Raw genomic sequence first — 12,945 nt, forward strand, 5'->3', positions numbered from 1 at the left:
CTCCCGCGCCGGCCCCGCCGGCGGCGCCCGCGCCGCCCGACCCGCGGAAGGACCTCGCCGACCGCATCGCCGAGGAGAAGGAGTGGCGGCAGAGCACCCGCCAGGGCATCCAATACCTCGCCCTGCAGTTCCAGGCGACCCAATGCGACAAGAAGGACGACATCCTGGCCGGCAACGACGACCCGGCCCTGCCCCTGGTCACCTGCTCGACCGACCACAAGGTGGCTTACCTGCTGGGGCCGTCGATCATCAGCGGTGACCAGATCGAGAACGCCACGTCGAGCATGAACCAGCGCGGCATCGGCTACGTCGTCGACCTGCAGTTCAAGCCCGGCGCGGCGAACACCTGGGCCGACTTCACCGCCGCGCACGTCGGCACCCAGACCGCCTTCACCCTGGACTCCCAGGTGGTCAGCGCCCCGATGATCCAGGAGGCCATCCCCGGCGGGCGGACCCAGATCACCGGCGGCGACCCGCCGTTCACCGCGTCGACCGCCCGTCAGCTGGCCAACGTCCTCAAGTACGGTTCGTTGCCGCTGTCCTTCGAATCGTCGGAGGCCCAAACCGTCTCGGCCACACTGGGATTGACGTCGCTGCGGGCCGGCCTGGTGGCGGGCGCGATCGGCCTGGTCCTGGTGTTGCTGTATTCGCTGCTGTACTACCGGGTGCTGGGACTGCTCACCGCGCTTTCGCTGACCGCTTCCGGCGCAATGGTTTTCGCGATCCTGGTGCTGTTGGGCCGCTACATCAACTACACCCTGGACCTCGCGGGCATCGCGGGTCTGATCATCGGTATCGGCACCACCGCCGACTCGTTCGTGGTGTTCTTCGAACGCATCAAGGACGAGATCCGCGAGGGCCGCAGATTCCGCTCGGCGGTGCCACGGGGCTGGGTGCGGGCCCGCAAGACGATCGTGTCGGGCAATGCGGTCACGTTCCTGGCCGCCGCGGTGCTGTACTTCCTGGCCATCGGCCAGGTGAAGGGCTTCGCGTTCACGTTGGGCCTCACCACGATCCTCGACCTGGTGGTGGTGTTCCTGGTGACCTGGCCGCTGCTCTACCTGGCCTCGACGTCGCCAACGCTGGCCAAGCCAGCCTACAACGGCCTGGGGGCCGTGCAGCAGGTCGCCCGCGAACGCCACGCCGCCGCGGCCGTCAAGACGGGGCGGGACAGCGCATGACCGACGCCGTCGAGCTGACCGGCACACCGCTGCCGCACCACAGCTTCATCTCCCGGCTCTACACCGGCACCGGCGCGTTCGAGGTGATCGGGCGACGGCGCCTGTGGTACGGCATCAGCGCCGCGATCGTGGCGGTCGCGGTCCTCAGCATCGTGTTGCGGGGCTTCAGCTTCGGGATCGACTTCAAGGGCGGCACCACCGTGTCGATGCCCCGGGGTAACGCGCAGACCGCGCAGGTGTCCGAGGTGTTCCACAAGACCATCGGCAAGGACCCGGAGTCCGTGGTCATCGTCGGCAACGGCTCGTCGGCGACGGTGCAGATCCGGTCGGAAACGCTGACGAACGACCAGACCACCAAGCTGCGCAACGCCCTGTACGACGCGTTCCAGCCCAAGGGCACCGACGGCAAGCCGAGCAAGCAGGCGATCAGCGACTCGGCGGTCTCGGAGACCTGGGGCGACCAGATCACCAAGAAGGCCCTGATCGCGCTGGTGGTGTTCCTGGCGCTGGTCAGCCTGTACATCACCGTGCGCTACGAGCGCTACATGGCCATCTCGGCGCTGACCACGATGTGTTTCGACCTGACCGTGACCGCCGGCGTCTACTCGCTAATCGGATTCGAGGTCAGCCCGGCCACCGTCATCGGCCTGCTGACCATCCTGGGTTTCTCGCTGTACGACACCGTCATCGTGTTCGACAAGGTCGAGGAGAACACCCGCGACTTCCAGCACACCAACCGGCGCACCTTCGCCGAGCACGCCAACCTGGCGATCAACCAGACGTTCATGCGCTCGATCAACACCAGCCTGATCGGCGTGCTGCCGGTGCTGTCCCTGATGGTCGTGGCGGTCTGGCTGCTGGGCGTCGGCACGCTGAAGGACCTGGCGCTGGTGCAGCTGGTGGGCATCCTGGTCGGCACCTACTCGTCGATCTTCTTCGCCACCCCGCTGTTGGTCACCCTGCGCGAACGCACCGAGCTGGTGCGGACCCACACCCGCCGGGTCCTCAAACGGCGCAGGCCCGCACCCGAGGCAGCCGCCGAGATCTCCGAGGACACCGCCGAAGAGCTCCGCGACGAGGGCACCGAGGCGGTGCCGGCGGCCGGCAAGCCCGCCGCGAACAAGCCGGCGCCGGGCGCACGCCCGGTCCGACCCGCCGGAACCCGGCGCCCGACCGGCAAGCGAAACGCCGGCCGGCGGTAGGCCCCAGATGGTGCGGGCCGGCTGGCGTGGGCTGAGAACGTCCGCATCCGTCGGCTTGGCAGCGGCGCTGGCGGCGGCCTGCACGCTGACGGCCTGCTCGGGCAGCGCCGCGTCCAAGATCGATTACGTGGTCGACGGCCCGCTGGTCACCTACAACACCAACACCGTCGTCGGAGCGGCCTCGGCGGGGGCGCAGGCGTTCGCGCGCACGCTCGCCGGGTTCGGCTACCACGGGCCCGACGGGCAGGTCGTCGCCGACCACGACTTCGGGAGCGTGTCGGTGGTCGGCGGTTCGCCGCTGGTCCTCGACTACCAGATCGCCGACAACGCCGTCTACAGCGACGGCAAGCCGGTGACCTGCGACGACCTCGTCCTGGCATGGGCGGCCCAGTCCGGCCGGTTTCCGGGCTTCGAGGCCGCCAGCCAGGCCGGCTACGTCGACATCGCGAACATCGAGTGCATTCCGGGCCAGAAGAAGGCCCGGGTGTCCTTCGCCCCCGACCGCGGGCTCGTCGACTACAACCAGCTGTTCGACGCGACCTCGCTGATGCCGTCGCACGTGATCGCCGATCAGCTCAACGTGGACGTGACCGCGGCGCTGCTGAGCAACAACACGCAGGTGGTGGCGCAGATCGCGAAGCTGTGGAACACCACCTGGGATCTCAAGCCCGGCCTGGATCTGAAGCGGTTCCCGTCGTCGGGGCCGTACAAGATCGAGTCGATGCTCAGCGGCGGCGCCGTGGTGCTCGTCGCCAACGACCGCTGGTGGGGCCCCAAGCCGATCACGAAGCGGATCACGGTGTGGCCGCAGGGGCCCGACATCCAGGACCGGGTCAACAACCGCAGCGTCGACGTGGTCGACGTCGCGACCGGTTCGTCCGGGACGCTGGCCACCCCCGACAACTACGAGCGCGCCGAGTCGCCGTCGGACGGCATCGAGCAGCTGATCTTCGCACCGCAGGGACCGCTGTCGCAGCCGAAGGCCCGGCGCGCGTTCGCGCTGTGCACACCGCGCGACACGATCGCCCACGACGCCGGGGCCCCGATCGCCAACGCGCGCCTGCAGCCGGCCACCGAGGACGCCGTCGCCGCGGGCGAGGGCGCCGCCGAGGCCGGACCGTTCGGCAAGGCGGACCCGGCCGCCGCCCGCGACGCGCTGGGGGGCGCGCCGGTGACCGCGCGCATCGGCTACCAGGGACCCAACGCGCGCCTGGCGGTGACCGTGGGGGTGATCACCAAATCCTGCGCCGCTGCCGGCATCACCGTCACCAGCGTCAACCTGGACACGTCCGGCCCGCAGGCGCTGCGGGACGGGAAGATCGACGTGCTGGTGGCCAGCACCGGCGGCGCCGCCGGCAGCGGGTCGACGGGTTCGTCGGCGATGGACGCCTACGCCCTGCACAGCGGCAACGGCAACAACCTGTCCGGCTACTCGAATCCCCAGGTGGACGGCGCGATCAGCGCGCTGGCGGTGTCGGCCGACCCCGCCGAGCGGGCCAGGCTGCTCGGGCAGGCGGCGCCGATACTGTGGGCCGACATGCCGACGCTGCCGCTGTACCGCCAGCAGCGCACGCTGCTGACGTCGAAGAAGATGTATGCCGTGAGCAGGAACCCGACCCGCTGGGGCGCGGGCTGGAACATGGACCGATGGGCGCTGGTCCAATGAGGCAGGTGGCCGAGCTGATCGCCTCGCTGACCCGCGACGTCGCCGACTTCCCGCAGCCCGGCGTCCGGTTCAAGGACCTCACGCCGCTGTTCGCCGACCGCGACGGCATGACGGCGGTCGTCGACGCGCTGGTGGGCGTCGCGTCCGGGGCGGACCTGGTGGCCGGCATCGATTCGCGCGGGTTCCTGGTCGCCGCGGCCGTCGCCGGCCGGCTCGGCACCGGTGTGCTGGCGATCCGCAAGTCCGGCAAGCTGCCGCCGCCGGTGCACGCCGAGCAGTACGCCCTGGAGTACGGCACCGCCACGCTCGAGATCCCGGCTGACGGGATCGATCTGCGCGGCCGCGACGTTGTCATCATCGACGACGTGCTCGCCACCGGCGGCACCCTCGGCGCCGCCGCCCGGTTGCTGGAACGCGCCGGCGCCCACGTGAGTGCGGCCGCTGTGGTGGTGGAACTCACCGCGCTGGGTGGGCGCGAGGCGATCGCGCCGTTGCCGGTGTACTGCCTGAGCAGGGCCTGATGCCGGAGTGTGAACTGGTGGCGTTGCGTGCGAACGTGGGGCGGGAATTTCGCCGTTTCGCCGCCGCAGCCGCACACTCAAGGCCCTCCGTGCACACGCGACAAGGCCGGGAGATCGGACTTTGGCGATATCCTCGAGGTCGGAGGTGACCAACGTGGCTGACGAGAAGAGCGCGGCGCAGGCCCTCGACGCGCCCGCCGAGGTCACGGAACCCCTGCTGGAGCTGCCGGAGCCGCCGGTCGAGAAGACCAGCGCCTCGCGCCGGGTCCGGGCCCGGCTGGCCCGTCGGATGACCGCCCAGCGCAGCGCGCTGAACCCGGTGCTCGAACCGCTGGTGGCGGTGCACCGCGAGGTCTACCCCAAAGCGAACCTGTCGATGCTGCAGCGCGCCTTCGAGGTCGCCGACCAGCGGCACGCCACCCAGCTGCGCCATTCCGGTGACCCCTACATCACCCACCCGCTGGCCGTCGCCAACATCTTGGCCGAACTGGGCATGGACACCACCACTTTGGTGGCCGCGCTGCTGCACGACACCGTCGAGGACACCGGTTACACGCTCGAGGCGTTGAGCGAGGAGTTCGGCGAGGAGGTCGGCCACCTCGTCGACGGCGTCACCAAGCTGGACCGGGTGGTGCTGGGCAGCGCCGCCGAGGGCGAGACCATCCGCAAGATGATCACCGCCATGGCCCGCGACCCCCGGGTGCTGGTGATCAAGGTGGCCGACCGGCTGCACAACATGCGCACGATGCGGTTCCTGCCGCCGGAGAAGCAGGCCCGCAAGGCCCGCGAGACGCTGGAAGTGATTGCGCCGCTTGCACATCGGCTGGGAATGGCCAGCGTCAAGTGGGAGCTCGAGGACCTGTCGTTCGCGATCCTGCACCCCAAGAAGTACGAGGAGATCGTGCGGCTGGTGGCCGGCCGCGCGCCGTCGCGGGACACCTACCTGGCCAAGGTCCGCACCGAGATCGTCAACACGCTCAACGCGTCGAAGATCAAGGCGACGGTGGAGGGCCGCCCCAAGCACTACTGGTCGATCTACCAGAAGATGATCGTCAAGGGCCGCGACTTCGACGACATCCACGACCTGGTCGGCATCCGCATCCTGTGCGACGAGATCCGCGACTGCTACGCCGCCGTGGGCGTGGTGCACTCACTGTGGCAGCCGATGGCGGGGCGGTTCAAGGATTACATCGCCCAGCCCCGCTACGGCGTCTACCAGTCGCTGCACACCACCGTCGTCGGCCCCGAGGGCAAGCCGCTGGAGGTGCAGATCCGCACCCGCGACATGCACCGCACCGCCGAATACGGCATTGCCGCCCACTGGCGCTACAAGGAAGCCAAGGGCCGCAACGGAGTTCCGCATCCGCATGCCGCCGCCGAGATCGACGACATGGCCTGGATGCGTCAGCTGCTCGACTGGCAGCGGGAGGCCGCCGACCCCGGCGAGTTCCTCGAGTCGCTGCGCTACGACCTTGCGGTCCAAGAGATCTTCGTGTTCACGCCCAAGGGCGACGTGATCACCCTGCCGACGGGGTCGACGCCGATCGATTTCGCCTACGCGGTTCACACCGAGGTCGGTCACCGGTGCATCGGTGCCAGGGTGAACGGCCGGCTGGTGGCGCTGGAGCGCAAGCTCGAAAACGGCGAAGTCGTCGAGGTTTTCACGTCCAAGGCGCCCAACGCGGGGCCGTCGCGGGACTGGCAGCAGTTCGTGGTGTCGCCGCGCGCCAAAGCCAAGATCCGGCAGTGGTTCGCCAAGGAGCGCCGCGAAGAGGCGCTGGAGGCCGGCAAGGAGGCGATGGCCCGCGAGGTGCGCCGCGGCGGACTTCCGTTGCAGCGCTTGGTGAATGGCGAGTCGATGGCCGCCGTTGCCCGCGAGCTCCATTACGCCGACGTGTCCGCGCTGTACACCGCGATCGGCGAGGGGCACGTGTCGGCGAAGCACGCGGTGCAGCGGCTGCTGGCCGAGCTCGGCGGCATCGACCAGGCCGAGGAGGAACTCGCCGAGCGGTCCACGCCGACCACGATGCTGCGCCGCCCGCGCAGCAGCGACGACGTCGGGGTGTCGGTCCCCGGCGCCCCGGGCGTGCTGACCAAGCTGGCCAAGTGCTGCACGCCGGTCCCCGGCGACCAGATCATGGGCTTCGTCACCCGCGGCGGCGGTGTCAGCGTGCACCGCACCGACTGCACCAATGCCGCGTCGCTGCAACAGCAATCGGAGCGCATCATCGAGGTGCTGTGGGCGCCGTCGGCGTCGTCGGTGTTCCTGGTCGCCATCCAGGTCGAGGCGCTCGACCGGCATCGGCTGCTGTCCGACATCACGCGGGTGCTCGCCGACGAGAAGGTCAACATCCTGTCGGCGTCGGTCACCACCTCGGGCGATCGGGTCGCGATCAGCCGGTTCACCTTCGAGATGGGCGACCCCAAGCACCTCGGGCATCTGCTCAACGTCGTGCGCAACGTCGAGGGCGTCTACGACGTCTACCGGGTGACTTCTGCCGCCTGAGGCTGCCTACCGGCGGCGGGCGGACCGCCCCCTCGAGCACCTCGCCGATGACCCGGACCGCCGAATGTCCTGGGGTACCCGGTGTGATCGCTTCTAGCCCACCCGCACCGAGGTGATCGTGATGGTGGTGGCGGGATTACCCCGGGTGCGGTCGCCCGCCACTCCCACCTTGGCCATCTTGTCGAGGGTGTCCAGCCCCGCGGAGTCGACGGAGCCGAAGACCGTGGACGTGGGCTCTATCTCGGCGTCCCGGTACACGATGAAGAACTGGCTTTCGTTGGTGTTGGGCCCGGACTGGGCCATCGCGACGGTGCCGCGCGGATAGATCACCGTCGCCTTGAGCGCGGGATCGCCCGCCGGGTACTGATTGGTGGGGTATTCGTCGGCGAATTCGTAACCGGGGCCCCCGCCGCCGTCGGCGTCGGGGCCGCCGAACAGCAGCGTGCCGCCCTCCGGCTCGTCGATGATCCGCCCGCACTGGGTGTTGTCGAAGAAACCCTGCTTCGCCAGGCTGACGAAGCTGGTCACCGCGCACGGTGACTCGTTGTTGGCGAGCTGGATGCCGATGTCTCCGAAGTTGGTGGAGATGGTGGCGTGGATCTGGGCGGGTTCGGTGGACACCCTGCCCGACGGCGGCGGGGTGGCGGGCTTGCTGGCCGGATCCGGCGCGGGCCGGTACTGGCAATTGGCGCCGAGGCCGGGCGGGGGAGCGAACGCCGGCAACGGCGGCACGCTCGCGCCGGCCGGAGCGGACGAACCCGGCGCCGATCCCGGCCTGGCGGACACCCTGGCGCGGGTCGGCGTGGTGGACGCGGCGCCGGTGGTGGAGCCGTGGCTCTGCGTCACCAGGGATACGACCAGCGCAACCACCGCGGCCAGCGCGATCACCGACCCGCCCACGACGCCCAGGACCAGGCGCCGGTTCGAGGTTCTCGCCGGGGGCGGCGGCGGGGGAGGCGCCGGGGCGGCGGGCGCCACCGAGTCGACGTGGCCGGTGAGCGCGGCCCTCGCGGCCTCCGCGAGCTCGATCGCCGACTGGTAACGGGCTTCGGGGTCCTTCGCCATGCCGCGGGCGATCACCGCGTCGAAGGCCGGCGGTATGCCGGGCGCCGTGATCGACGCCCGCGGGGGCGGCGCATTCACGTGCGCGTGCAGCTGTTCTTCGAGGCTGTCGCCGGGATAGGGGCGGCTTCCGGTCAGGCACTCATAGAGCACGCAGGCCAGCGAATACACGTCGGCGCGGTGGTCGGTCGTGCCCTTGAAGCGCTCGGGCGCCAGGTACGCGACGGTCCCCATGGTGGCGCCGGTTTGGGTGAGCTGCGTGTCGGACTCCGCGCGGGCGAGGCCGAAGTCGATCAGGTACACGAAGTTGTGCGCGTTGGTCACGAGGATGTTCTTCGGCTTGATGTCGCGGTGGACCAGCCCCACCCGTTGGGCGCTGTCCAGCGCGGCGGCAACCTGTTCGATCACCGCGACCGTGCGCTCGGGGGACAGCCGCCCGCCGCTCTCGTCGATGTACTCCGACAGGTCGCGGCCCTCGATCAGCCGCATGTCGACGTACAGCCGGCCGTCGATCTCGCCATAACCGTGTATCGGCACGATGTGCGGGTCGTTGAGACCCGCCGCGATGCGCGCCTCGCGGCGGAAGCGTTGCTGAAAGTCCTGATCCTCCGCCAGATGTGGCGGGAGCACCTTGAGGGCGACGATCCGATCGGTGGTCGCGTCGTAGGCGCGATACACCCGGCCCATGCCACCGCGGCCCAACAACTCCACTATCTGGTAATGACCGAATGACTCCGGATCAATACTCATCCCACGAACCCTAAACCGTGGAGGGTGCGAGTCTGGCGATTCTCAGCAATCCCGCGATGGTGTTGCGCTGCCCCGGGTTTAGTCGAGCAGCAGCGACTTGATGGTGACCTCGCCGGCCGGCGCCCCGTCTTCCCCGCCGCCGGCGACTCCCGCCTTGGCGATCTTGTCCAGCGTGGCCAGCCCGTCGGCCTGGATCGTGCCGAAGACGGTGTATTGCGGCGGCAGCTGAGAGTCCTTGTAGACCATGAAGAATTGGCTGCCGTTGGTGCCCGGTCCGGCGTTGGCCATCGCCAGGGTGCCCCGCGGATACAGCACCGGCTGCTGCGCCTTGGGGTCGTTGGGCGGGTACTGGTCGGTCGGGTACTCGTTGGCGAATTGATAGCCGGGGCCGCCCGTGCCGTCGCCCTTCGGGTCGCCGCATTGCAGGACGCCAAGCGTGTCCGAGGTGGTCAGCCGGTGGCATTTGGTGCCGTCGAAGTACTTCTGGCCGATCAGACTTGCGAAACTGTTGACGGTGCAAGGTGATTCGTTGTTGGCCAGCATCAGGCCGATGTTGCCCTGGCTGGTCGTCATGCTCGCGCTCACCTGGGCGGGGTCCGTCGGGATCTTGCCGGTGCGCGGCGGCTTGACCTGCTTGGCGGCCGGGTCTTGCGACGCCGGATATTGGCAGTTCGCACCCACGGACGCCGACGGCTTGAACGCCGGCAGCGGCGGAACGGGCGGCGGCGGTCCGGCGGACGTCGTCTCCGGGGAGCTGCTGGCCGCGGGGGTGCTCGTCGCCGCGGTGTTGTTCTTGTGCTCGTGCTTGGTGTTGACGATGGCGATCACCACCGCCGCGATGACGGCCACCCCCACGATCGAACCACCGGCGATCACCATGATCCGGCGCCGTTTGGCCTGCTGTTGACGGCGCTCCAGCTGCCGTTCGAGTTTGCGCTTGGCGTTGGCGCGTCGCTGTTCGTTGGTCGGCACGGCCGGTATGCCTCCATGCTTGGTCAGTGGGGCCCTGAGCTGGCCAGCCCAGGCTAATGTGGGCGCCGTGACGGGCGCCAACCGGCCCCCGTGGGAAACTGGGAAGCGTGTTGATCACCGGATTCCCCGCCGGCATGTTGGCGTGCAACTGCTATGTGCTGGCCGAACGCCCCGGAACCGACGCCGTCGTCGTCGATCCCGGGCAGCGTGCGATGGGCGCGCTGCGGCGAATCCTCGACGAGAACCGGCTCACCCCGGCCGCGGTGCTGCTCACCCACGGCCACATCGACCACATGTGGTCGGCCCAGAAGGTGTCCGACACCTTCGGCTGCCCCACCTACATCCACCCCGAGGACCGGTTCATGCTCACCGACCCGATCCACGGCTACGGCCCGCGGCTGGCTCAGCTGGTGACGGGCGCGTTCTTCCGCGAGCCCAAGCAGGTGGTGGAGCTGGACCGCGACGGCGACAAGCTCGACCTGGGCAGCGTGACCGTCAACGTCGACCACACGCCGGGACACACCCGCGGATCGGTGGTCTTCCGCGTCTCGGCTGACAACGACGTCGTCTTCACCGGGGACACGCTGTTCGAGCGCTCGGTGGGCCGCACGGACCTGTTCGGCGGCAGCGGCCGCGACCTGCTGACGTCGATCATCGACAAGCTGCTGGTGCTCGACGACGACACCGTCGTCCTGCCCGGACACGGCAACGCCACCACCATCGGCGCGGAACGACGTTTCAACCCGTTCCTCGAGGGCCTGAGCCGGTGACGGAGTTCTCCGCTCCCAAGGGGGTGCCGGACTACCTCCCGCCCGATTCGGCCCAGTTCGTCGCGGTGCGCGATGGGTTGCTCGCCGCGGCCCGCCGGGCCGGCTACGGCGACGTCGAGCTGCCCATCTTCGAGGACACCGCCCTGTTCGCCCGCGGCGTAGGCGAATCCACCGACGTCGTCTCCAAGGAGATGTACACGTTCGCCGACCGCGGCGACCGTTCGGTGACGCTGCGGCCGGAGGGCACCGCCGGGGTGGTGCGCGCGGTGATCGAGCACGGCCTCGACCGCGGCGCGCTGCCGGTGAAACTCTGTTATGCGGGGCCGTTTTTCCGCTACGAACGCCCGCAGGCCGGCCGCTATCGCCAGCTGCAGCAGGTCGGGGTGGAGGCGATCGGCGTCGACGATCCCGCGCTGGACGCCGAGGTGATCGCCGTCGCCGACGCCGGCTTCCGCTCGCTGGGCCTGGACGGCTTCCGGCTGGAGATCACCTCGCTGGGCGACGAGAGCTGCCGCCCGCAGTACCGGGAGTTGTTGCAGGAGTTCCTGTTTGGCCTCGACCTCGACGAGGAGACGCGGCGGCGCGCGCAGCTGAACCCGCTGCGCGTGCTCGACGACAAACGGCCCGCGGTGCGCGCGATGACGGCCGACGCGCCGGTGCTGCTGGATCACCTGTCGGATGCCGCCAAGCAGCACTTCGACACGGTGCTGGCGCACCTGGACGCGCTGGGGGTGCCGTACGTCATCAACCCGCGGATGGTGCGCGGGCTGGATTACTACACCAAGACCACGTTCGAGTTCGTGCACGACGGCCTGGGCGCACAGTCGGGGATCGGGGGCGGTGGCCGCTACGACGGCCTGATGCGAGAGCTCGGCGGACAGGACCTGTCGGGCATCGGATTTGGGCTCGGGGTGGACCGCACCCTGCTGGCGCTGCGCGCCGAGGGCAAGAGCGTGGGGGAGACCACGCGCTGCGACGTGTACGGGGTGCCGCTCTCCGAGCCGGCCAAGCTCTCGCTGGCGGTGCTCGCGGCTCGGCTGCGTGGCGCCGGCGTCCGCGTCGACCTTGCCTACGGAGACCGCGGGCTCAAGGGCGCGATGCGCGCCGCGGACCGCTCCGGCGCGCGGATCGCCTTGGTGGCGGGTGACCGGGACCTCGAATCCGGGACCGTCGGGGTGAAGGACCTCGGGACGGGCGATCAGGTGTCTGTGCCCACGGATTCGGTTGTGGCCGAGGTCCTTTCGCGGCTAGGGCGGTAGCTTCGCATCGGAGCGGTGCGGGGCGCGCGCCGGGTTCGGGTTCATCAGCCGCCCATGCGCGATCACGGAGCCGTGTTGCTTGAGGCGTTGGGTGCGGACGCTGACCTCGTAGCTGAGGACCCCTTCGATAGGAGCCAGGCGGTCGGTGAGGTACGCGTACAGGTCGTGGACGTCACGGCAGATGGCCACCGCCATAAGGTTTTTGCTCCCGCTGACGGCGGCCGCGAACGCGATCTGGTCGTGCGCGGCAATCAGTTCACCGACGCGCTGCAGGTGCCGGGGCGCCACTGTGAGCCACAGCATGGCGCTGAGGTGGTAACCCAGTCGCTCGGGAAGCAGGTCGACGTCGTAGAGCAGCGCCCCGGACGCTTCCAGTGTCGCCAGTCGCCTGCGCACCCGGGCGACTGACCACCCGGTGCGTTCGGCCAATCGCGAGTGCGGTGCGCGGCCGTCGTCGGCCAGCGCGTCGAGCATGGGACGGTCCTCCGCGGTCGGCCGGGACGGCTGGCCGGGCGCGGGAGCCTCGACGCGGGCCAGGATCTGTCCGGCCTGTTCGGCGTCGAGCGTGTGGCCGTAGCCCGTCCACGGCGCGCTCGGGGGTTGCCCGAATGTGTGCAGCACCAGGTCGATGTCGATGCCGGTGACCGAGTTGGTACGCGGAAGCCGCTGCAGCACAACGTCTTCGCGGTTCTCGCCGAGCGGCGCGCGGATGGTGCAGACCAGGTCGGTCCAGCCCGACAGGACGTTGGCGTGGGACACGTCCGGCCGTCGGATCAGCGCGTCGGCCAGTTGCGGGATGCGTTCGGGTTTGGCGCGTATCCGGCACACCCAGTGGGCCCAATCGTCGTCGTCGCCGGCCCACGGGTTCTGCATTCCCACGACGCGCACGACGCCGTCGCGGCGCAGCCTGTGGTAGCGGCGCGCGACGGTTTGTTCGGTCGCGCCCGTCACCGCCGCGATGCGGCGAAACGAAACTCGGGGCGATATCTGCAACGCGTGCAGTATCTGGCCGTCCAATGCATCAACCATGGTGAAAACCATCCATTGAGCGCTAGT

General features: G+C 69.6%; 10 protein-coding genes. 7 read left to right on the forward strand and 3 right to left on the reverse strand.

Features of this window, described 5'->3' with window-relative positions; all coding sequences use genetic code 11:
* From secD to A5705_RS13020, 5 genes are all read left to right on the forward strand, one after another.
* A partial coding sequence (gene secD, locus A5705_RS13000) for a protein translocase subunit SecD (RefSeq protein WP_068277912.1) occupies positions 1-1,181 on the forward strand: 1,181 nt, incomplete at its 5' end.
* Positions 1,178-2,383 carry a protein translocase subunit SecF gene (gene secF, locus A5705_RS13005; protein ID WP_068277915.1) on the forward strand — a complete coding sequence of 402 codons (1,206 nt, stop codon included), beginning with the start codon at positions 1,178-1,180 and terminating at the stop codon, positions 2,381-2,383. The genes secD and secF, both read left to right, overlap by 4 nt.
* Before the next feature lie 7 nt (positions 2,384-2,390).
* Positions 2,391-4,049 carry an ABC transporter substrate-binding protein gene (locus tag A5705_RS13010; RefSeq protein WP_068277918.1) on the forward strand — a complete coding sequence of 553 codons (1,659 nt, stop codon included), beginning with the start codon at positions 2,391-2,393 and terminating at the stop codon, positions 4,047-4,049.
* Positions 4,031-4,570 carry an adenine phosphoribosyltransferase gene (locus A5705_RS13015; protein ID WP_068277921.1) on the forward strand — a complete coding sequence of 180 codons (540 nt, stop codon included), beginning with the start codon at positions 4,031-4,033 and terminating at the stop codon, positions 4,568-4,570. Before A5705_RS13010 ends, A5705_RS13015 begins: the two co-directional genes overlap by 19 nt.
* Before the next feature lie 154 nt (positions 4,571-4,724).
* Positions 4,725-7,076 carry a bifunctional (p)ppGpp synthetase/guanosine-3',5'-bis(diphosphate) 3'-pyrophosphohydrolase gene (locus A5705_RS13020; protein ID WP_067879372.1) on the forward strand — a complete coding sequence of 784 codons (2,352 nt, stop codon included), beginning with the start codon at positions 4,725-4,727 and terminating at the stop codon, positions 7,074-7,076.
* Positions 7,077-7,169: 93 nt separating this feature from the next.
* Here A5705_RS13020 and A5705_RS13025 read toward each other — a convergent pair whose 3' ends face one another.
* Together A5705_RS13025 and A5705_RS13030 are read right to left on the reverse strand one after the other, a co-directional pair.
* On the reverse strand, positions 7,170-8,888 hold the full coding sequence (locus A5705_RS13025) for a protein kinase (RefSeq protein WP_068277923.1): 1,719 nt from the start codon (positions 8,886-8,888) through the stop codon (positions 7,170-7,172).
* Between the two features lie 78 nt (positions 8,889-8,966).
* Positions 8,967-9,860 (reverse strand): peptidylprolyl isomerase, encoded by an 894-nt coding sequence (locus A5705_RS13030; protein ID WP_067879341.1) that lies wholly within the window; start codon positions 9,858-9,860, stop codon positions 8,967-8,969.
* Positions 9,861-9,967: 107 nt separating this feature from the next.
* On the opposite strand from A5705_RS13030, the gene A5705_RS13035 reads away from it, so the two are divergent.
* Positions 9,968-10,630: an MBL fold metallo-hydrolase gene (locus A5705_RS13035; RefSeq protein WP_067879338.1), complete on the forward strand. Its 663-nt coding sequence runs from the start codon at positions 9,968-9,970 to the stop codon at positions 10,628-10,630.
* Positions 10,627-11,889, forward strand: a complete 1,263-nt coding sequence (hisS, locus tag A5705_RS13040) for a histidine--tRNA ligase (protein WP_067879336.1) — start codon at positions 10,627-10,629, stop codon at positions 11,887-11,889. Before A5705_RS13035 ends, hisS begins: the two co-directional genes overlap by 4 nt.
* On the opposite strand, the gene A5705_RS13045 is transcribed toward hisS, so the two are convergent.
* Positions 11,878-12,918, reverse strand: coding sequence for an Lrp/AsnC family transcriptional regulator (locus A5705_RS13045; protein ID WP_068277960.1), 1,041 nt, complete (start codon positions 12,916-12,918; stop codon positions 11,878-11,880). The two genes, hisS and A5705_RS13045, sit on opposite strands and share 12 nt — an antisense overlap.
* Between the last annotated feature and the right edge of the window lie 27 nt (positions 12,919-12,945).

Origin of the sequence: Mycobacterium sp. E787, from assembly GCF_001668725.1 — a bacterium.
Lineage (GTDB): Bacteria > Actinomycetota > Actinomycetes > Mycobacteriales > Mycobacteriaceae > Mycobacterium.

What these genes read in the sequence shown, in the direction of transcription:
- secF (WP_068277915.1), top strand. Translation starts at nt 1,178, where the DNA reads ATGACCGACGCCGTCGAGCTGACCGGCACACCGCTGCCGCACCACAGC.
- A5705_RS13010 (WP_068277918.1), top strand. Translation starts at nt 2,391, where the DNA reads ATGGTGCGGGCCGGCTGGCGTGGGCTGAGAACGTCCGCATCCGTCGGC.
- A5705_RS13015 (WP_068277921.1), top strand. Translation starts at nt 4,031, where the DNA reads ATGGGCGCTGGTCCAATGAGGCAGGTGGCCGAGCTGATCGCCTCGCTG.
- A5705_RS13025 (WP_068277923.1), bottom strand. Translation starts at nt 8,888, where the DNA reads ATGAGTATTGATCCGGAGTCATTCGGTCATTACCAGATAGTGGAGTTG.
- A5705_RS13045 (WP_068277960.1), bottom strand. Translation starts at nt 12,918, where the DNA reads ATGGTTGATGCATTGGACGGCCAGATACTGCACGCGTTGCAGATATCG.